This window comes from Hymenobacter koreensis (assembly GCF_039541855.1).
In the GTDB taxonomy this organism is placed as follows: domain Bacteria; phylum Bacteroidota; class Bacteroidia; order Cytophagales; family Hymenobacteraceae; genus Solirubrum; species Solirubrum koreensis.
Genome location: NZ_BAABHA010000010.1, coordinates 74,601 through 93,580, shown reverse-complemented (window position 1 = coordinate 93,580; position 18,980 = coordinate 74,601). Strand labels below are relative to the sequence as shown.

The 18,980-nt window shown below is 59.5% G+C and carries 20 protein-coding genes; 14 read left to right on the top strand and 6 right to left on the bottom strand.

The genetic code is table 11. The features are described from left to right. Positions 1 to 59: 59 nt before the first annotated feature. Both ABD903_RS14295 and ABD903_RS14290 read right to left on the bottom strand, forming a co-directional pair. Complete coding sequence (locus ABD903_RS14295) at positions 60 to 404, bottom strand: hypothetical protein (RefSeq protein ID WP_345225336.1); 345 nt, start codon at positions 402 to 404, stop codon at positions 60 to 62. 179 nt (positions 405 to 583) lie between these two features. Further along, positions 584 to 1,555, bottom strand: coding sequence for an isoaspartyl peptidase/L-asparaginase family protein (locus ABD903_RS14290; RefSeq protein WP_345225335.1), 972 nt, complete (start codon positions 1,553 to 1,555; stop codon positions 584 to 586). Between the two features lie 190 nt (positions 1,556 to 1,745). Between ABD903_RS14290 and ABD903_RS14285 the strand changes: the two genes are divergently transcribed. The 4 genes from ABD903_RS14285 (at position 1,746) to ABD903_RS14270 (ending at position 4,674) form a co-directional block, all read left to right on the top strand. Beyond that, positions 1,746 to 2,168 (top strand): DUF3127 domain-containing protein, encoded by a 423-nt coding sequence (locus ABD903_RS14285; RefSeq protein WP_345225334.1) that lies wholly within the window; start codon positions 1,746 to 1,748, stop codon positions 2,166 to 2,168. A gap of 126 nt (positions 2,169 to 2,294) precedes the next feature. Then, on the top strand, positions 2,295 to 3,167 hold the full coding sequence (locus ABD903_RS14280; RefSeq protein ID WP_345225333.1) for an SDR family NAD(P)-dependent oxidoreductase: 873 nt from the start codon (positions 2,295 to 2,297) through the stop codon (positions 3,165 to 3,167). A gap of 267 nt (positions 3,168 to 3,434) precedes the next feature. Next, complete coding sequence (locus tag ABD903_RS14275) at positions 3,435 to 3,695, top strand: hypothetical protein (protein WP_345225332.1); 261 nt, start codon at positions 3,435 to 3,437, stop codon at positions 3,693 to 3,695. A gap of 337 nt (positions 3,696 to 4,032) precedes the next feature. Beyond that, positions 4,033 to 4,674 carry an AlbA family DNA-binding domain-containing protein gene (locus ABD903_RS14270; RefSeq protein ID WP_345225330.1) on the top strand — a complete coding sequence of 214 codons (642 nt, stop codon included), beginning with the start codon at positions 4,033 to 4,035 and terminating at the stop codon, positions 4,672 to 4,674. A gap of 83 nt (positions 4,675 to 4,757) precedes the next feature. Here ABD903_RS14270 and ABD903_RS14265 read toward each other — a convergent pair whose 3' ends face one another. After that, on the bottom strand, positions 4,758 to 5,297 hold the full coding sequence (locus tag ABD903_RS14265; RefSeq protein WP_345225329.1) for a DinB family protein: 540 nt from the start codon (positions 5,295 to 5,297) through the stop codon (positions 4,758 to 4,760). Between the two features lie 152 nt (positions 5,298 to 5,449). Here ABD903_RS14265 and ABD903_RS14260 point away from each other — a divergent pair, with 152 nt between their 5' ends. After that, positions 5,450 to 5,947 carry a YkvA family protein gene (locus ABD903_RS14260; protein ID WP_345225328.1) on the top strand — a complete coding sequence of 166 codons (498 nt, stop codon included), beginning with the start codon at positions 5,450 to 5,452 and terminating at the stop codon, positions 5,945 to 5,947. A gap of 16 nt (positions 5,948 to 5,963) precedes the next feature. Here ABD903_RS14260 and ABD903_RS14255 read toward each other — a convergent pair whose 3' ends face one another. Continuing rightward, entirely contained in the window at positions 5,964 to 6,755 is a 792-nt protein-coding gene (locus ABD903_RS14255) for a DUF4184 family protein (RefSeq protein WP_345225327.1), read from the bottom strand. Positions 6,756 to 6,902: 147 nt separating this feature from the next. Here ABD903_RS14255 and ABD903_RS14250 point away from each other — a divergent pair, with 147 nt between their 5' ends. From ABD903_RS14250 to ABD903_RS14235, 4 genes are all read left to right on the top strand, one after another. After that, entirely contained in the window at positions 6,903 to 9,188 is a 2,286-nt protein-coding gene (locus tag ABD903_RS14250) for a S46 family peptidase (protein ID WP_345225326.1), read from the top strand. Positions 9,189 to 9,248: 60 nt separating this feature from the next. Then, positions 9,249 to 9,857, top strand: coding sequence for a hypothetical protein (locus ABD903_RS14245; RefSeq protein WP_345225325.1), 609 nt, complete (start codon positions 9,249 to 9,251; stop codon positions 9,855 to 9,857). A gap of 56 nt (positions 9,858 to 9,913) precedes the next feature. Beyond that, positions 9,914 to 11,149 carry a metal-dependent hydrolase family protein gene (locus ABD903_RS14240; RefSeq protein WP_345225323.1) on the top strand — a complete coding sequence of 412 codons (1,236 nt, stop codon included), beginning with the start codon at positions 9,914 to 9,916 and terminating at the stop codon, positions 11,147 to 11,149. A gap of 228 nt (positions 11,150 to 11,377) precedes the next feature. Then, on the top strand, positions 11,378 to 12,820 hold the full coding sequence (locus tag ABD903_RS14235; protein WP_345225321.1) for a T9SS type A sorting domain-containing protein: 1,443 nt from the start codon (positions 11,378 to 11,380) through the stop codon (positions 12,818 to 12,820). Between the two features lie 114 nt (positions 12,821 to 12,934). On the opposite strand, the gene ABD903_RS14230 is transcribed toward ABD903_RS14235, so the two are convergent. Next, a complete protein-coding gene (locus ABD903_RS14230; protein WP_345225319.1) occupies positions 12,935 to 13,702 on the bottom strand; it encodes a glycosyltransferase family 2 protein in 768 nt (255 codons plus the stop codon). Between the two features lie 118 nt (positions 13,703 to 13,820). On the opposite strand from ABD903_RS14230, the gene ABD903_RS14225 reads away from it, so the two are divergent. Together ABD903_RS14225 and ABD903_RS14220 are read left to right on the top strand one after the other, a co-directional pair. Further along, a complete protein-coding gene (locus tag ABD903_RS14225; RefSeq protein WP_345225316.1) occupies positions 13,821 to 14,120 on the top strand; it encodes a hypothetical protein in 300 nt (99 codons plus the stop codon). Positions 14,121 to 14,197: 77 nt separating this feature from the next. Further along, the gene (locus ABD903_RS14220; RefSeq protein ID WP_345225314.1) at positions 14,198 to 15,040 is read left to right on the top strand and encodes a LysM peptidoglycan-binding domain-containing protein; all 843 of its coding nucleotides are present in this window, start codon (positions 14,198 to 14,200) and stop codon (positions 15,038 to 15,040) included. Positions 15,041 to 15,177: 137 nt separating this feature from the next. Here the strand turns inward: ABD903_RS14220 and ABD903_RS14215 are convergent, their stop codons facing one another. Continuing rightward, entirely contained in the window at positions 15,178 to 16,050 is an 873-nt protein-coding gene (locus tag ABD903_RS14215; RefSeq protein WP_345225312.1) for an SDR family oxidoreductase, read from the bottom strand. Positions 16,051 to 16,188: 138 nt separating this feature from the next. Here ABD903_RS14215 and ABD903_RS14210 point away from each other — a divergent pair, with 138 nt between their 5' ends. From ABD903_RS14210 to ABD903_RS14200, 3 genes are all read left to right on the top strand, one after another. Beyond that, the gene (locus ABD903_RS14210; RefSeq protein ID WP_345225311.1) at positions 16,189 to 17,049 is read left to right on the top strand and encodes an SDR family oxidoreductase; all 861 of its coding nucleotides are present in this window, start codon (positions 16,189 to 16,191) and stop codon (positions 17,047 to 17,049) included. A gap of 27 nt (positions 17,050 to 17,076) precedes the next feature. Beyond that, complete coding sequence (locus ABD903_RS14205; RefSeq protein WP_345225309.1) at positions 17,077 to 18,318, top strand: BaiN/RdsA family NAD(P)/FAD-dependent oxidoreductase; 1,242 nt, start codon at positions 17,077 to 17,079, stop codon at positions 18,316 to 18,318. Positions 18,319 to 18,486: 168 nt separating this feature from the next. Then, the gene (locus tag ABD903_RS14200; RefSeq protein WP_345225308.1) at positions 18,487 to 18,954 is read left to right on the top strand and encodes a PA2169 family four-helix-bundle protein; all 468 of its coding nucleotides are present in this window, start codon (positions 18,487 to 18,489) and stop codon (positions 18,952 to 18,954) included. Positions 18,955 to 18,980: the final 26 nt, after the last annotated feature.

The window sequence follows — 18,980 nt, the reverse complement described above, 5'->3', positions numbered from 1 at the left end:
GGCGCAGTCAGTAGTTGACTGCGCCCGGCTTCGGTTTACAAGGCAGCTTGCCGGTAGAATTATTGTGAGTTGGATTCGCGGTTGTTGTCCTCCAACGCGGAGGACTGCGCCAATCCCCCACGCAAAGTGTCTTCGGGATGAATGTCCCGGTCGGCGTCGCTTTCGCTGATGTCGAGTAGCTGGCCGTGGGTTTCGCGGTCCAGCATGGATTCGGGTTCGGTAGGCGCCTGAGCCGGCAGGTCATTTTTGGAAGCGCGGTGCTGCTGCGGAACCTGGTCTTCGGGCAGGGTGAAAAAATCTTCCCCCGGCCGACGTTCCTCGGCACCACCCGATGACGTGTTAGTGGGTTCGTTTTGCGGGGCGTCCTGGTTTTGGCGGTGGGTGTTTTGGGTTGGCTTGGCCATAATGCAAAGGCTTGGTCTTGGAGTAATTCCCGTTACGGGCTGGTACTGCTATACGCAAGCTGGCCGCCAACAACCAAAACCCGACTGCAAAAACCGCTGCTTACTCTTTGTTCCGTGGACAAGCTGCCCTAGCTTATGCCTTCGGAAAACGGGTATCCCAAATCCGCACAAATCGGACTCTACTCGTCGCGGTAAATGCCCACGAACAGCGGCGAATGGGAGCCAATACTGGCGCGGTACATGCCTTCCGAATTAAACGGCAGCGCCATGTTACCGGCAGCGTCCACCGCCACTAGGCCGCCTTCGCCACCCACGGGCGCCAGTTTGTCGTGCACCACCACGCGGCAGGCTTCGGCCAGGCTTAAGCCGCGGTAGTCCATGAGGCAGGCTATATCATGAGCCACCACGGCCCGCATGAAAAACTCGCCGTGGCCGGTGCAGCTGATGGCACAGGTGCGGTTATCGGCCCAGGTGCCCGAACCGATCAGGGGCGAGTCGCCGATGCGGGAGTAACGCTTGTTGGTCATGCCGCCGGTAGAGGTAGCGGCTGCGAGGTGGCCGTGCTGGTCGCGGGCTACGGCACCCACCGTGCCCATTTTCTTCTTGGGGTCTTCGTCGAACGGCAGCGGTTCTTCCAACGGGGCAGCCTGGCTGTGGTCGAGGCGTACTTGGCCACTTTGCAGCGCTTCCTGCAATTGGGCGTAGCGATGCTCCGTGAAAAAGTATTCGGGCGGCTGCATGGGTAGCCCATGATGGCGGGCAAATTCCTCGGCGCCGGGCCATGCCAGCAGCACGTGCTCGGAGTGGTCCATTACCAAGCGGGCGGCGGTAATGGGGTTCTGAATGCTGCGCACGCCGGTTACGGCGCCTGCCTGGCCGGTGCGCCCGTCCATGAGAGAGGCATCCATTTCGTGGTGGCCCTCGTGGGTAAACACGGCGCCGCGCCCGGCGTTAAAAAGCGGGCAGTTTTCCAGAAACACCACGGTGGCCTGCACGGCATCAAGCGCCGGCGCGCCCTGCCGCAGCAAGTCGTAGCCGGTAAGCAGGGCATCGTGCAGGGCTTGGCGGTAGTCGCGCTCGGCTTCGGGAGTAAGCAAGTGGCGGGCAATGGTGCCGGCGCCACCGTGCAGGGCAAAGGCAATATCAGACATGCAGCAGGGTACGGAAATGCTGCGCAAAAGTACGGTTTGCCCCGCGCTCAACGGCCTGCTTACTCCTTATATATACAGCAACGCTCTGACGACTAAACCCTAGCCGGAAAAGAGCCGCTCCGGACCCTTTATGAGGAATTATTTTTCGTAGATTTGGCTTACTAACTCTTCAACAACACCCCTTCTGATTATGGCTTACGAAGCTACCGGCCGCCTGCACGACATCATGGACGAACAGCAGGTGAGCGAGAAATTCCGCAAGCGCGAATTTGTGCTGGAGGTCGTAGACGGCCAATATCCCGAGCATATCAAGTTTCAGCTCGTTCAGGACAAAACGGCGCTGATTGACCAATACAAAGTTGGCGACGAAGTAAAAGTGCAGTTCAACCTGCGCGGCCGCGGCTTCAACAAAAACGGCCAGATGCTGTACTTCACTAACCTCGAAGCTTGGCGCATTGAGGCCGGCTCGGGCAGTGGTGCCGCAGGTGGTGGCAACCAGGGTGGCTACGCAGCTGCACCGGCTGCTAACCAGAACGCCAACCTGCGCCGCGACGCGCAGCCCTCACGCCCGGCTCCCATTGCCAGCGACGACGACAACGACCTGCCGTTCTAATTTTGTCGAACGCCTTGCGTGTTCTTAAAATGCCGCTCCCCATTGCCGGGGGCGGCATTTTTTCGTATGTGCCCGTACTTAGCCGCCGGTCCCGCTTCGGCCTGATGGTTTCTCGCCCGCTTGCTTATGATTTCTGACTCTGCCGCTCCGCTACGGGGCAAAACCATTCTTCTCACCGGCGCGTCGGGCGGCATAGGCCTGGCAGCGGCTCATCAGCTGGCGGCCTTGGGCGCGCACCTGCTGCTGGTATGCCGCAACCCAGACCGGGGCGAACAAGCCCGGGAAGCGGTAGAACAGGCAGCGCCCGGCACCCGTATCGAACTGCTGCTCTGTAATTTGTCGCAGCTAGCGGAGATAAACCAACTCTGCGACCAAATTCTGGAGTGCTACCCCAGGCTCGACGTGTTAATTAACAACGCCGGCGTGCTACCGAGCCGCCTGCAAGTAACCGCCGAAGGCCACGAACTGTGCTGGGTGACCAACCATTTGGCTCCTTTCGTTCTTACCAACCGGCTACTTCCGTTGCTGGAAGCCAGCCCGGCAGGCCGCGTGATTACCGTGGCGTCGGAAGCACATAGGTTGGGCGAAATAGAAACCACTGCCACCCGGCGCAACGACAGTGCCCATAACAGCGCTTTCACGGCGTATTGCGACTCCAAGCTAGCCAATATATTATTCACCAAAGCCTTGGCTGAACGACTGGAGCTAACGGGCATAACGGCTTATAGCTTGCACCCAGGTATTGTGCGAAGCAAGTTGTTTGCCGGTAGTTCGTGGCTCATGCGCACGTTGGTGAAGCTGGCTACTCCTTTCACTATTTCCACCGAGCAGGCCGCTGCTGCCTTGGTACACTTGGTAACCGACCACGGCGCCACTAAATACAACGGTCAATACTTTAAAAGGGGCCGACCAACCAGTATTTCAAACCGTGCCGCAAATCTGGCTGAAGCCCAACGTTTGTGGCGCATTTCTGCCGATGAAACCGGCGTGGGTCAATAGCTAATAATGCCCATTGGAGTTGTTTAAGTTGGGTATTCCAACCGTTTAGTCCGGCTCATTTACGAAATGAAACCAATGCAAGCTTTTTACTAGCGGCTGTAATTATGAATAAATAACAAGCTACTATTTCAACCTAATTGCCTCTTTAAAGGCATTCCATAATGCTTTTAGAAGGGCTCTAGAAAAAAAAAGCTTTTTGCTGTTACTTTATTTTTTATTTCTCGTTCCTTTGTTCAGGTTTTAGAACGCATTTAACCATTTGAACCAATGGCCGAACTTAACATTCAGCACCTGCAAAAAGTACTGGCTGATGCTGGTCGCAACGAAAATCTAATTCGCGAAATTCGTCGCGCCCACGGCAAAATGCAGTCGGCACTCGATGAGCTAGCTAATCTGCTCGACCCGGCTTACCAGCCCTCTGAGCGCAAGAAGCCCGGCCGTAAACCTACGTCCGGCGAAGGTGATACAGCGGGTTCAGGTGGCCGCCGTGGCCCCGGCCGCCCCAAGAAAGCAGCCAGCAATGGTTAATTGATTCTACCGCATTGCGCGCGTAAGAGCAAGGCCCGTCCGTAATTGGCGGGCCTTTTTTGTTTACTTGTTCCGGGTTAAACGTGCTGTTATTAAACGGGAAATGTGCTGGCGTTGGCAGCCGCAAGTCCAAGCGCAGGCCCAGGACAACCAAGGCACCAAAAGCGCACTTGCTGCAAAATAGCGCGGCAGCCGAACTTTGCCATTCTGCCAGCGTTAATTATTGTCAAATCATTCCTGCAACAATGTTTTTGATGCGATAAGCCCGAAGGCTTCCGGGACTTCCTCCGCTTTTTTATTGATTTCACACACCATTAACGAAAACTGCGGGCAGGTTATGAGCATATCAGCAAAGCACTTACGCGAATTAATTGCTCCCGGCGAAGGCGAGGCTATCGAATTTAAAACCCGTACCACCCACCCCAGTCGTATTTCCCGTACGCTGGCCTCGCTGGCCAATACGCGCGGCGGTCATGTACTCGTAGGCATCGACGATAAAGGGCGCGTGGTGGGCGTGCGCGACGCGGACGAAGAGCGTTACCTGCTTTTGCAGGCCGCCCAGCATTACGTGGAGCCGCCCCTCTCGCTGCGCATCGACGAAGTTGAGGACGACAACCGAACCGTGCTGGTGGTAGCGGTACCCGAAAGCACCCGCAAACCCCACAAAGCCCTGGTAGGCGAGGACGACTGGCGCGGCTACATTCGGGTGGGCGCTGCCAGTGTACAAACCAGCGCTTTAACCGAGAAGGTTTTGAAACACGAACCGCCGGCAAGTCAATTTGAGCGCATACCGCTTACCCGGCACGAGCAGGCAGCGCTTGACTACGTGCGGGAGCACCCGCGCCTGACGCTGGGGCAGTACGAGAAGCTTATTAACGTTTCGAAACGGCGCGCCCACCGCATGCTCATCAAGCTGGTGCTGCACGGTTACCTGCGCTACCACGACAAGGAGAAGGAGCCGTATTACACGCGGGGTTGAGTATACGGGCTGGAAACGAACGCGTCGGCGGCCGGGCTCTTAAGAAAGCCCGGCCGCCGACGCGTTCGGAAATACAGCGGTGCTTAGGCTTCGGCCTTCAGCAGCGGGAGGTAGCGTTCGGCCAGCACGTGCAGGTGGTGGGCTTCGTGCCCGGCCAGCACGTAGAGCAGCGCCCGCACCGAAGCCGGGTTCTGGTTGGCGCGACCTTGAAGGTCGAACTGCTCGGCTTGAAATCCACGGAACAAAGCCAGCGAAGCTTGGCGCACGGCTGCATACTCAGCCAGCAAATCGGTAAGGGTGCGGTTGTCGGCACCGGAGGCATCGGCGTAGGTGTTTTCGTCGAAGCCGTGCAGTTCCTGAGCGTCTCCGCGGGCGAAACGCAGGGCCCGGTAAGCAAAAATGCGTTCCGAGTCGGCAATGTGCAGCACCACTTGCTTGATGCTCCATTTACCGGGCGCATACCGAAAGGCGGCCTGCTCTTCGCTCATGCCTGCCAGGAGTTGGTGCAACGCCGTGGGCTGCACGGCCAACATTTCCAGCGGATCGGCGCCGGCCGGAATGTGGCGGTAGTAGTTCTCGTAATAAGGCGGAAAGGTGCCGGGCTCTGGACGAATGTGGCGCATACAGATGGGATGAGGAATGGAATTGGTGGGGGCGAATATAGACCCGTGCCGGCGAGCAGCGGCGGTTTAAGTGTACTGGCACGCGCTAACTGGGCCAACACTGTACCGGGGCGTACGTACAACCCGCAAGCATTCATTCTGACCGCCTACTTATGTCCACTCTCGCCGATAAAGGCCTCAAAATCTCCAAAAACGCCCTCTTCAACGTGTTCATGGGACGCGCGGCCAAGCTATTGGGCAAGCCGTTCCGGGCCGTTCTCATGCTCAACGAAGTGGCCGATAAACTGGCCAGCGAAAAGAGCGGCAAAAACAAGTTCGCTCAACTGATAGACGTAATGCTGACGGTCGTGCGCTTGGTGCGCAGCTACATTAACGGCTCGTACCGGCAAATCGAAACCGGCACCGTGGTTTCGGGGCTTGCGGTGCTGCTCTACGTTCTCTCCCCCATCGACCTAGTGCCCGATTTCATTCCCTTGCTGGGCTTCCTCGATGATTTAAGCCTTATCAGCTGGTTCGTGGGCAAGTTCCAGGAGGAAATTTCGCGTTTTCACGAGTGGGAAGAAACCAACGCCACTACGCTCCTGCCAGGGGCTGAAGCAGCTCAAACGCCAATGACGCCGGCAGCCGTGGCCGAACTTGGTCACTCTTAAGCCTGTGGTTGTGTTTTCAACGGGCCATTTCTACGGGAGTGACCCGTTTTGTTTTGCGCAAGCGGTAAAGCCCCAATAACATCAGTTCTATCCACAGGGCCGTAATGCTCGTTACCAAACCCACAACCAGTAGGTTTCGCACCGCCATGTACCCCACCGGCGGGCCGGCCTGCCAGCGCGCGTAGCCAAAACCAAGGCCCGCTGCCAGGGGCAGCAATAGCACCAGCAACACCGGGCCGCGGGCGAGTACCACCGGCCAAGAGGCCGCCGGCGCCGTGTGTAGCCATTGCCAAAACCACCAAAGCAGCAGTGCTCCGCCTACCAAGGTGCTGAGGTGCTGCAACAATTTATATACCGGTACGGCACCTAAGCCCGGCAGTTGAAAAGAAGCTTGCAGCACCGGGGCCTGCAACACAACCCAGCCGTCGGGGTGCGTAAAAGCGTCCCAAACATCGTGGGTGCAGGCTCCCAACACAATAGCCCCGGCCACGGTAAGCAGTCGGCCTCCAGGCCAAAAAGTGAAGGGCGCCGCCGTCGGAACCGTCAACCGCTGGCGCAATGCTGCGGGCAGTAAGTCCATGGCGGCTTTTTTCATCACCGCGTGCCACAGCCAGAGCACCAGCAAACCGCTGGGCAGGCAAAAAACCAGCAAATCCACGAGCCGGTGGCCAATGTCGCTGTCGGGCCACAGGGTGGCGTAGAACATAAAGTCGGGGCTCATGCTGCCGACCACCAGCGCCGACAACGGCAGGCGCAAACGGCGGGCAAGCGGCACGACGGCGGCGGCGTGGCAAAAAGTAAAGGGCACGGCGAATAGTGCTGCTGATAGACTGAAACAGATGCGTCGGTATGGGGCAAAGGTATGCGCCGGCAGCTGCGGGCACTTGCGCCGCTAGCCCGGGGTTATGGCCGTGGCCTTGTAATTTTACTGTACCATTCACTCATTCCCTAGTTCGTGACGCATTCTTTCCCCTCCTTCCGGCATGCCTTTCGGTTCTGGGCGCTATTGCTGGCCCTGTTGGCCCCCGCTGCCGCCCGCGCCGACGAAGGCATGTGGCTGCCGCTCCTGCTCAAGCAGCTCAACGAAGCCGACATGCAGAGAAAAGGCCTCAAGCTAACGGCCGAAGACATTTACTCCGTTAACCGCGGCTCATTGAAGGATGCGGTGGTGCAATTTGGGGGCGGCTGCACCGGCGAAATTGTTTCGAACGAAGGCCTGATGCTGACCAACCACCACTGCGGCTACGGTCAAATTCAGCAGCATTCGTCGGTTGAAAACGACTACTTAACTAATGGGTACTGGGCCATGACGCGCGAGCAGGAATTGCCCAATCCCGGCCTTACCGCCACGTTCATCGTGCGCATGGAAGACGTAACGGGCCAGGTGCTGCAAGGCATTCCGGCCGGCATGGCGGAAGCGGAGCGCGAACGAACCGTGCAGCAGCGCAGCGCCCAAGTGGCCCAGAAAGCCGTGGAGGGCACACACTACCGCGCTTTTGTGCGGCCCATGTTCGGCGGCAACGAGTACTACCTGTTCGTGACGGAAGTATTCGAAGACATTCGTCTGGTGGGCGCGCCGCCAAGCAGCATTGGCAAGTTTGGCGGCGACACCGACAACTGGGCCTGGCCGCGCCATACCGGCGACTTTTCCATATTCCGCATTTACGCCGGCCCCGACAACAAACCTGCGCCCTACTCCACCAGCAACAAGCCCTACCAACCCCGCCACTACCTGCCCATTTCCCTCGGCGGCGTGCAGCCTGGCGACTTCACGCTCGTGTTCGGTTTTCCCGGCCGTACCACGGAGTACCTCACTTCCTGGGGCGTCGATGAAGTTTACGCTGCCTCCGATCCTGCCCGCGTGAAGGTGCGCGACGCCAAGCTGCGCATTCTCGACGAAGACATGAAGGCCTCCGACAAAGTGCGCATTCAGTACGCCGCCAAATACGCCTCGCTGGCCAATTATTGGAAGAAATGGATTGGCGAGATGCGCGGCCTTAAACGCCTGAATGCCACCGCCCGCAAGCAGCAGCAGGAACAGCAGTTCCGCGCCTGGGTGGCGGCCGGCGATGCCACCCGCCAAGCCGCCTACGGCCAGATTCTGGACCAGCTGGAGCAGCAATACCGCCTGGTGCGCCCCTACGTGCTGGCCCGCGACTACACCACCGAAGCCGCCTTGGGCGTGGAGCTGGTAGCCTACGCCAACAGCCTGCAGAACCTCATCGACCTCATTCAAAACAAGGCTCCGCAAGCTGAGCTGGCCACCGCCATTGGCAAGGCGCGCACCGGCACCAGCAACTTTTTCCGCAACTACTCCGCTCCCACCGACCAAAAAGTGGCCGCAGCCCTGCTCCCGCTGTACACCGACGGTACGCCCGCCGAGCTGCTGCCCGATTATGTGAAGAACCTGCGCAAACAGAACGCCAACGCGGCTGCCTGGACGCGTTTCGCCGCCGACCTCTACACCCGCAGCAAACTCACCAGCAACGAAAGCGCCCAGAAGGTGCTCGACGAGCTGGCCAAAGGCAACGCTCAGCCCCTGTTGCAGGACCCCGCTTACCAGCTGGCCAGCGCCGTGGTAAGTACCTACCGCAGCAAGGTGCTACCCGTCTACTCCACCGCCACCGACCAGATTACGCTGCTCCAGCGCACTTACATGGCCGGCCTGCGGCAGTGGCAGCCCGAGCGCAAATTCTACCCCGATGCCAATTCCACTCTGCGCGTAGCCTACGGCCAAGTTGCCGGTTACGAGCCCGCCGACGGCGTGCAGTACGAGTACTACACCACTCTCGACGGCATCATGGAAAAAGCCGACCCCACCAACCCCGAGTTTGAGGTTCCCCCGCGTTTGGCCGAGTTATACCAGAACAAGGATTTCGGCCCCTATGCCGTAAACGGCACCGTGCCAGTCGCTTTTACGGCCACCAACCACACCACCGGCGGCAACAGCGGCTCGCCGGTTATCAACGGCCGTGGCGAGTTAATCGGCATCAACTTCGACCGCAACTGGGAAGGCACCATGTCCGACATCATGTACGACCCCGACCGCGTGCGCAACATCACCCTTGATGTGCGGTACATGCTGTTTGTGGTGGACAAATACGCCGGAGCAGGGCATTTGGTGAAAGAAATGAAGCTGGTAAACGTGCCCGGCCAAGCCGGCTCAGCCAGCGGCGCTTCCGACCAGAAAATAAAGAAACAGAAGGTAAAAGTGAAGCGCAAGAAGGCTGAGGCTAATTAATCATGTCACTTTCCTGATTAGATTAGCCGGGAGCTGCATACACGCAACTCCCGGCTTTTCATGTTTCCGATGCTCCAATATCTGCTCCTGGGTCTTGCATTGAGTAGTACGTTTTCTGCGGCAGCGCAAAAAGTAATGGTTACCGGCGGCTACGCTCACCTGGGCGAAAAGTCCTTTCCGGGCGCGCCGGCCGTTGGATTGCACGGTAGCGTTGATATTGGCCGGCATGTGGCGCTGGGACTGACCGCCACCGCCGCCCGCGCCCGACACCCGCACGAATTGACAATCGGTAGCACATGGAGACCGAGCCGTACGGTTTCCGAGCTGCACAATTATTTGTATTCTGCCCACGCCGTTCTGGCCTACCGAACCAATAACGCCAGTCGATGGGCTTTGACGGTTGGGCCTACCTTCGGTGTTGACGCGGTAGGCCGCAAGGAACAACATGGCGCGGCCAATAAAATAGGGCTAGGCGTTTGGAACAACCTGACTTACCGCCATCTATGGGGCAGCCGCTTTAACCTGGAAGCCGTATTTCACCCGCGAATTCTGTCGCGCGGGCCTACTCTCCAGGATGCGGATGTGCCTTTCTCTGATGTGAACCTACTCGTCCTGGATATTCAGCTGGGCCTGTCTTTCGACCTCAAAAAACCGACGTCTATCCTCTAACACTGCCTTTCGTGCGTTTACTAAGCTTATTTTTTACTGCCTCTTTTGTGCTGCTAATGCCGAACTTGAGTCGGGCGCAAAAAGGCAAGCCATCCACTTACCTCCTGCGCCCCGCTGCCGTCTTCGACGGCCAAACCCTGCACCCTGGCTGGGCCGTGCTCATCGAGGGCGACCGAATTAAAGCCGTGGGCCCGGCCGCGCAGCTTACGGCGCCGGCCGGCGCGCAAACCCTGGAGTTGCCCGGTCAAACCTTGCTGCCGGGCCTGATTGAGGGCCACTCCCACCTGCTGCTGCATCCGTATAACGAAACCTCCTGGAACGACCAGGTGCTGCTGGAGTCGCAGGCGCTGCGCGTGGCCCGCGCTACCGTGCACGCCCGCCGCACCCTGGAAGCCGGCTTTACCACCGCCCGCGACCTGGGCTCCGAAGGCGCTGGCTACGCCGATGTCGGGCTGAAACAAGCCATCGACCAAGGCCTTATTCCCGGCCCGCGCCTGCTCATTGCCACCCTGGCCCTGGTGGCTACCGGCAGCTACGGCCCTAAGCTTTCCACCGATGTGCACGTACCCCAGGGCGCGCAGGAAGCCGATGGCCCCGAAGGTGTAATCCGCGCCGTGCGCGAGCAAATAGGTAAAGGAGCCGACGTTATTAAGGTATACGCCGACTACCGCTGGGGCCTGGGCGGTACGGCCGCCCCCACGTTTTCGCAGGAAGAGCTGAACCTGATTGTGACAACCGCCGCCGCGGCTGGTAGACCGGTGGTGGCGCACGCCTCCACGCCCGAGGGCATGCGCCGCGCCACCTTGGCCGGCGTGCAAACCATCGAGCACGGCGACAACGGCACGCCCGAAGTGTTTAAGCTGATGAAGCAGCGCGGCGTGGTCCTCTGCCCCACCGTAGCCGCCGGCGACGCCATACTGCAATACCGCGGCTGGCGCAAAGGCCAGGACCCCGAACCCGAACGCATTCGGCAGAAGAAAACCAGCTTGCAAGCTGCCCGCAAGGCCGGCGTGGCCATTGCCATTGGCGGCGACGTAGGCGTGTTCTCCCACGGCGACAACGCCCGCGAGCTGGAGCTGTTGGTGCGGGAATATGGCTTCAGCCCTCAGGAAGTGCTGCGCGGCGTAACCAGCGGCAACGCCCAGCTGTTTGGGTTGACTGACCGCGGCAGCATCAAGAGCGGCTTACTGGCCGACTTGGTGGCAGTGCAAGGCGACCCTACGCAGGATGTAACCGCGCTCCGGCAAGTGCGGCTGGTAATGAAAGGCGGAGCGGTATACCTCCGCAACTAACCGGTGCGAAGCAGCTTACCGCACTAAAAACTTACCTTAAGAAGTCAGAGAAGGGCACTGGAATAACCTCCGGCTTTTCTGGCCGGCTATCCATCAGTAATACAGCGAGATAAACTCGCATTACACTATCCACGAGGTTACTTCAGCACTTAAAAAACCCCCATAACTTTCCTCCAAAACACCACACTAAATTGAATACTCACTATATTTAAGCCCAAGCCCAATTCTATGAAACAACTTTACATCACCCTGCTACTAACGGCCTTGGCACCTGCTCTGGCTGCCCAAGACCTCACGAACGACGGAGCACAGATTACCGTGGGAACAGGGGCCACGTTGTTTGTGAACGGAAACCTGACCAACAAGGCCGGCAGCACCCTGATCAACAACGGCACCGTAGAGCTGAAAGGCAACTTCGTAAATGCCGGAACCGTTGGGGCCGGCACGGGCAAGGTGCTCATCAGTGGAACCACCGACCAAAGCCTGACGGCTGGCGGCGCTACTCTATACCAGCTGGAAGTTGCCAAGCCCTCCGGCAATACCAGTGTCCTGCTTCTGCCTGCTGATGTATCGGTAAGCAATGCACTGACGCTGACAAACGGCATGGTGCGAACCACCGGTGGTGCTACGGCAATAATTCTGCCTTCGGGCACCATCAGCGGTGAAGCAAGCGGCCGCTACGTGCAAGGCCGGCTTCAGGTACAACGGAACGCTACCGCAGGCACTCTCAACTTCGGTAACGGCGCTACCCTCGACGTCACCGGCCTGGGCGGCGTTACCGCTACCCGCACGGCCGGGCTTCTGCAAGCCGGGGTGAGCTACGGCGTGAACCCGAGCAACGCCGCTGCCAAAGGCATCGACCGTATCTGGACCATCAGCAGCGCCAGTGCGCCGGCCGGTGCTGTGCCCATTACCCTCGAGTGGCTGTCCGACAACGACAACGGCCTTACCAACTTCACCAACATGCAGGCCTGGATGGCCGCTTCGCCCACCACCTGGCAAAGCGTGGGGGCCGCCGGAGCGGCCAGCACCACCGCTACCACCCGCAGCTTTTCGTTCAGCAGCACCTCGCTGGGCACTTTCACGGTCTCTAACCGGCAGAACCCGCTGCCAGTGGAGTTAGTGGAGTTTACGGCCGAGCGGCGCGACGCCGATGCTTACCTGCGCTGGGTTACGGCATCGGAAAAGGACAACGATTACTTCGACGTGGAAAGCAGCACCGACGGCCGCACGTTTAGCCGCATCGGTACGGTGCGCGGCAACGGCACCACCAGCCAGCGCACCACGTACGAATTGCTGGACACCCGCCTGACCCGCTACCAGGCCGACGTTATTTATTACCGCCTCCGCCAGGTAGACCGCGACGGCACCGCCTCGCTGAGCCCGGTGCGCACGGTAAGCGTTCCAACTAATTCCGAGCTGTTGGTTCAGGCTTTTCCTAACCCCTTCGGCAAGCACCTCACGTTGCGCGTGAAAACCACCGCCGCCGGCCCCGTCACGCTCCGGCTAAACGATGCCGTGGGCAAGCAGCTTTTCACCCAGAAACTCGACCTGAACGCGGGACAGAACGACGTGCAGCTGGACGAGCTGAACCGCCTGCCGGTGGGTGTATACGTGTTAACGGTGCGCACTCCTAACGGCCAACGCATTCTGAAGCTTACCCGGGAATAAACGCCCCTCGGGCGTACACAGCAGAATCAATTTTTCCGAAAAGCGCTTCGTAAAGCTCGAAGCGCTTTTCGGCGTTTTAGCGGCAGGCTATTCTGAAAACGGTTCCAGTGTCGTTTAGCCGGGCCGCTCAATACCTAATTGGGTCAGTTGCCCGGTGTACTTATCGAAGAGCACCTGCAGGTCGGCGCCGTGCCTGGCGGCGTCTACCCCTATGCTCACATTGCTGCTGTGAAAACGATGCAGGTGGCTCAGGTGAGGGCACACCACGGGCAAATGGCCTGCCAGCAGAAACCGCACGTACAGATCGAGGTCTTCGGCCATGTGCAGGTTTTCATCATAGCCACCTACTTCGTCGAACAAGGCGCGGCTGTAGCACACATTCCCCTGAATGAAATGCTCGGCCCGAAAAATGGCGCGCAGCATGTCTGTGGGCGAGTCGAAGCGCCAGGCGTAGTAGTCTTCGCCGGGCAGGTAGCGCCGTTCCTGGTCTACGCGCAGAAAATCGGCCACAAACCACTTACCCGCCGGGTTAGCCCCGATGTGGACGCCGTAGTGATAAAGGGCGCGCTGCAGCAGCACATCGTCGTCGTCGAGCGGCACCAGCCAGGCATTGGGCGCGGCTTCGCGGATGAGGCGGTTGCGGGCCGGACCGGGCAGCAGCGGCTCGGGGCCGGGATGAGACTGGGTACGCAGCGGAGCGCCGTCGGCGGAAGCCAGGTCGCGCAATAACCGGGCGGTGTCGTCGGTGCAGGCGTTTTCGAGCACCAGGTGTTCGTAGCTGGCTTCGGGCAACGGGGCCAGCACGCTGGCGCGCACGCTTTGCACGGCTTCGGGCAAATAAGCGGCGCGGTTGTGAGTCGGGGTTATGACGGCGAAATGCATAGGGTAAGGCGTTGTTCGGGCAAACGCTAAAAAAGTTGTGGGCGGCCACGCCATGCGACCAACTTTCCCGGCGGCGGTGGCGTTAACCGGCCGAACGTTGCCCTCCTTCCCACTCCGTATGGCCCTGTTTGTCGTTACGTTGCGCCTTCCCGATGCTTTCGACGCGGAGTTCGTGTCGACGATTCCGCGGCACCGCGCCTTCATCAGCAGCCTCATCGACGAAAGCGTGATATTGGCCTACGCCATCAGCGCCGACCGCTCCCGGGGCTGGGTAACCATGCAGGGCCCAAATACCGACGCGGTGCGCGCGGTAGTGGAACAGTTTCCGCTCTATCGTTTTTTTGGTGGCGTGGAAATTGATGAGTTGTTCGTTTTCGACAGCACGGCTTCCCGGCTGCCTAAAATCAGCCTTAACTAACCCCCGCCCGCCAATACTATTGCTGATTTCTGCGCAACTTACTGGTTCCAAAGCCCAGGCTCCCCCGCTAATTGTTTATGACTCATCCTTTCCGGCTTCTGGCCGCCATCGGTATGTTACTGGCGGCCTCTGCTGCCGCTCCGCCCGATAAAATCACCACTGAGCAACTGGTCACGCGCCTCAGCACGGCCATCGACAAGCTGCAAACCCTGCGCTGCAACGTAAAGGCCACCGAACGCATGGGCTCTACCCTGCAGCAGGTACGCACCCAAATGAAACTCACGTTTGGGCCCCAGCGCATTTACCTGCGCAACCACAAAGGCATTGAGGTGCTGTGGGTTGAAGGCCAGAACGACGGCGACGCCTGGGTGTACCCCAACAGTTTTCCCTACGTGACGCTTAGCCTCGACCCCAACGGCTCGTTGATGCGCAAAAACCAGCACCACGGCATTCTGGAAGCCGGTTACGGGGTAATTACCGACGTAATTCGTACCATGCCGCAACGCTCCGACACGTACCGCCGCTCGTTCCGGTACGCCGGCGACACCACCGTGCACAACCGCCCGTGCTACATTCTGCGCTCCGACTTTCCGCAGTTTAAGTACGTAAACTACACCCCCGAAAAACCCGAGACGCCCGCCAAAATAGCCGACCGGTTCGGCTGCGGCGAGCATCGCATTCTGGAACGCAACAAGCTCTCGTACGGCGAAACCGTACCCGCCGGGCGCACGCTGCAAGTCCCCAATGCCTACGGGCGCCGCACTATTATCTGCGTCGATCAGAAGTTGATGCTGCCGCTCGTTATTTCCGTGTGGGACGACCGCGGCCTGTTCGAGTCCTTCGAGTTCCAGGATGTGGTAGCCAACCAGCCCATTCCAGCGGCCGAATTCAGCAAGGATTACAAGGATTACAAACTCTAACCATGGGTTCAGCCCAAACCGGCTGCTTTATTCCCTAAAACCTCCGAATCCGAAAAGTAAGCGTACCAAAAAAGCCCAGCCGAAAGCTGGGCTTTTTTCGTGCCGATGCGGCTACTATAACCGCCCAATTTTAGCCGCTACCGGCGCATCGTTTTCTCGATTTGGTCCCACATGGGCTGGCTCAGGATTTCCAGCTTGTTGAATTCACCCGCGCCGTTTAGCCACTCGCCGCCGTCGATGGTAATGACCTCCCCGTTCACGTAAGCCGCAAAGTCAGAAACCAGATAAGCCGCCAGGTTGGCTAGCTCCTGGTGGTTGCCCACGCGCTTGAGCGGTACCGAAGCGGCTGGATCGAGCTTAGAGGCCAGCGGTTCGGGGAACAAGCGGCTCCAGGCGCCCTCGGTCGGAAACGGGCCCGGCGCAATGGCCACCGAACGGATGCCGTACTTGGCCCACTCCACGGCTAAAGAGCGCGTCATGGCCAGCACGCCAGCTTTGGCTGCCGCCGAAGGCACCACAAATGCCGAGCCTACCGAAGCGTACGTGGTAACGATGTTGAGAATGGTACCGGGCTTGTTCTGCTCAATCCAGTGCTTGCCCAGGGCCAGCGTACAGTTGTAGGAGCCGCGCAGCACAATGTCCACAATCACATCGAACGCCTTGTGTGAGAGGCGTTCCGTAGGGCTGATGAAGTTACCGGCGGCGTTGTTTACCAGCACGTCTACCCCGCCAAAGGTGTCGAGGGTGCGCTTCAGCAAAGCTTCCACTTCGTCGTATTTGCGCACGTCGCACTGCACGGGCAGCACCTGGCCGCCGGTTTGGTCGCGCAGCTCCTGGGCGGTTTTCTCCAGCACATCCAGCTTGCGCGAGCTGATGACCACGTTGGCCCCCAGTTGGAGGAAGTAAGTGGTCATGGCCCGGCCCAGGCCAGTGCCGCCGCCGGTTACGATGATGGTTTTGCCTTGCAGGGCGCCGTCGCGCAGCATGGGTTGGGCGTAGGGTGAGGTCATAGGGAAAGAAGAAGTGAATGAGCAATGAAACGCAAGAACGGCAATTACGTGATTTTGTATGCATGCCGAGCAGTTTACCTGCTCCCATAGCCACGTACTGCCGACGGAAACGGCTGTTAATGACGTAATTTTCGGGCCATGAGCAAGACTTTTTCTTCGGAAGGCGGCGTGGCAGTCATTGGCTGCGGCTGGCTGGGGCTGCCGCTGGCCCGCACGCTGGTAGCCGCCGGGTATTCGGTGGCCGGCAGCACCACGTCCCCCCACAAGCTGCCCCTGCTGGTGGCCGATGGCATCCGGCCCCACGAGCTCAGTCTTTCGTCCGAAACCCCGGCCGCCGCCGTGCAGCCCGTGCTGGCTGGCTGCTCGGTGCTGGTGCTGAACGTGCCGCCCGGCCAGCGCCGCGCCGCCGTGCCCGACCTGGCCGCTTACCCGGCCTCCTTGCAAGCCGTAGCCGACGCCCTGCCGGGCTCATCCATCCGCCACGTGGTGTTCGTCAGTTCCACCGGCGTGTACCCCGATGACGACCGCACCATGACCGAAGACGACGCCGTGGCTGCACCCGACGGCCCCAGCAGCTTGCTTCGCGCCGAATACCTGTTTCAGCAACCGGCCAAGCAGCCGTGGCAAACCACCGTGCTGCGCCTGGGCGGCCTCATGGGTCCCGGCCGGCCGCCGGGCCGTTTCCTGGCCGGCCGTTCCGATTTGCCGCAGCCCGAGGCTCCCGTAAACATGCTGCACCAAGCCGACGCCGTGGGCATCATTCAGGCCGTAATTACCCAGCACGGTCCGGCCCGCACGCTCAACGTCTGCGCGCCTTCGCATCCGTCGCGCCGAGCCTTTTACTCGGCGGCGGCCGCATACCTAGGGTTGCCGGCGCCGCAGTTTCGCCACACCGACCACAGTTCCGGCAAACTGATTGCCACCGAACGACTTCACGAGGCGTTGCGTTACCCTTTCCGGCACCCCGACCCAATTGCGTCGCTGGGTTTCTGCGCTTAGCGTGAAGCGCGCCGTACTTTTGTAGTTGTGAAGCAGAATTCAACCGAAGCCGTGGCAGTTTTGGGCGGCGGAGCGGCGGGCTTTTTCGGTGCCGTTGCCTGCGCCGAAGCCAACCCCAGGCTCACCGTTTATTTAATTGAGAAAACCAGCAAGTTGCTGAGCAAGGTGCGCGTATCGGGCGGCGGCCGCTGCAACGTAACGCACAACTGCTTTTCGCCGGCGCAACTGGTGCAGCATTACCCGCGCGGTGGCAAACAGCTCAAGGATCCGTTCAACAAATTCGGCGCCCAGGACACGGTGCGCTGGTTTGAGGCCCGCGGCGTGAAGCTCAAGACCGAAGCCGACGGCCGCATGTTTCCCGTCACCGATTCTTCGGAAACCATTGCCCAGTGTTTGCTCGACGCCGCGCACCGCGCCGGGGTGCAAATTCTGCTCAGTACCGCCGCCGAGCGCATAACCCCCCTACCCGACGGAGGCTTTGACTTGACGCTCAGCGGAGCCCAGAACCGCAAACTGCGCGTACAAAGGCTGCTGGTGGCCACCGGTGGCGTGCCCAAATCGGAAGGCTACAATTGGCTGCGTGAGCTGGGCCACGGCATACAGGAGCCGGTTCCGTCGTTGTTCACCTTTAACGTGCCCCAGTCGCCGCTGAAGGAGCTGATGGGCGTGAGCGTGCCGCACGCCCGCGTGGTGCTGGCCGGTGAAAAGCTCGATTACGAGGGGCCGTTGCTGGTAACCCACTGGGGCGTGAGCGGCCCGGCTGTACTGAAGCTTTCGGCCTGGGGTGCCCGCCGCCTGCACGAGCTGCAGTACACCGGCACGGCTCTCGTCAGCTGGGTACCCACCCAAACCGAAGAAACCATGCGCCAGTGGCTGAATACGTTTCGGGCGGAAAACGGCAAGAAGGTAGTGCAGTCGAACCCCTTGTTTGGGTTGCCACAACGGCTGTGGCGTACGCTCACCGAACAAGCTGGCATCGGGCCCGAAGTGCGCTGGAACGAGTTGCAAGCCAAGCTGCAAAACCGGCTGATTGAAGTGCTGCTGCGTCAGCCGCTGGGAGTGCGCGGCAAAACCACTTTCAAGGAGGAGTTCGTAACCTGCGGCGGCATTCCGCTGAGCGAAGTCGACCTAAAAACGATGGAAAGCCGCCGCGTACCCGGACTGTATTTCGCCGGCGAGGTACTTGATATTGATGGCATTACCGGTGGTTTCAACTTTCAGGCCGCCTGGACAACAGGCTATCTGGCCGGCCGGGCTATGGCAAGCTGAGTTGTAGGTCATTCTATTCTGAAGCACGATTAATAAAACACGGCTCATAAGGCCCCATAGTTGGTCGGTACATTGAACCCAGGCAGGCATGTATTGCAACCTTAGGTGTAATGCTTGAGTAAGAGAAGTACTAAATTCTCTTCCGTCAACCCAAAACACCACAGCCCCATGGCAACCGACAACAAAATGCTCCACGGCGTTCTGAATGAACTGGTAGAAACCCTGAAAGACGGCGAGCGTGGATATTCTGAAGCTTTGACCGACGTTAAAGATCAGGATCTGAAGGAAGTATTTAAAAAGTACGCAGTGCAGCGCGACGGCTACCTCACGGAGCTGGAAAACGCCATGCACAACCTGAACCTGCACCCCGAGGAAGCCAAAGAAGGCAAGCTCGACTCCGTAGTGGGCACTGCCCACCGCGCCTGGATCAACATTAAATCGGTGGTAACCAGCAACGACCGGCACAGCATTCTGGCCGAGTGCGAGCGTGGCGAAGACTACGCCGTAAAGGCTTTCCAAAAGGCCGTGCAAGCAGAAGGCTTGCCCAGCAACATCAAGTCCATTGTAGAAAAGCAGTACAATGGCATCCGCGAAGCCCACGACCAGATTCGCAGCCTGCGCGACTCCTCTAAATAAACTAATCTTTACCGCGGGCCTCATAG